Source organism: Herbaspirillum sp. UBA812, from assembly GCF_002296545.1.
GTDB lineage: Bacteria > Pseudomonadota > Gammaproteobacteria > Burkholderiales > Burkholderiaceae_D > Herbaspirillum > Herbaspirillum huttiense.
Genome location: NZ_DBIC01000351.1, coordinates 1 through 475 on the forward strand (window position 1 = coordinate 1; position 475 = coordinate 475).

1 protein-coding gene is annotated in these 475 nt (G+C 62.9%); it reads right to left on the bottom strand.

Features of this window, described 5'->3' with window-relative positions; translation table 11 throughout:
* Positions 1-475: EAL domain-containing protein (locus tag B3873_RS23545; RefSeq protein WP_286869350.1), on the bottom strand; the 475-nt coding region annotated here is incomplete at both ends.

Here is a 475-nt window from a genome sequence, read left to right on the forward strand (position 1 = left end):
CAGTTGCCGGCAGACTGCCTCGATGATCCAGTGGCCCAGCGGCTGGACCAGGTCATGCGTTTCGGCCAGACCGATGAACTCGCCGGGAAAGATCAGGCCATGCTCGGGATGCTGCCAGCGGATCAGCGCTTCCATGCCGACCACGCGATAGTCCTGCAGCGCGACCTTGGGCTGGTAGTGCAGGCAGAATTCGTTTTCCTTGAGGGCCTGGCGGAAGCGTCCCAGCAACTCCAACCCGCGCACCGCAATCGCATTGAGCGAGGCATCGTAGAAACGATAGAGGCCGCTGCCAGCGCTCTTGGCGGTGTACATGGCCGAGTCGGCATTGGTCATCAGCGTGGTGATGCTCTGGCCATCGCGCGGATACAGCGCGATGCCGATGCTGGGCGCGGTTTCGACATCGCAGCCCAGCAGGTCGGAATACGGTGCGCGCAGGGTTTCGACCAGCTTGTCGGCGATTTCGGCGACCACTTCC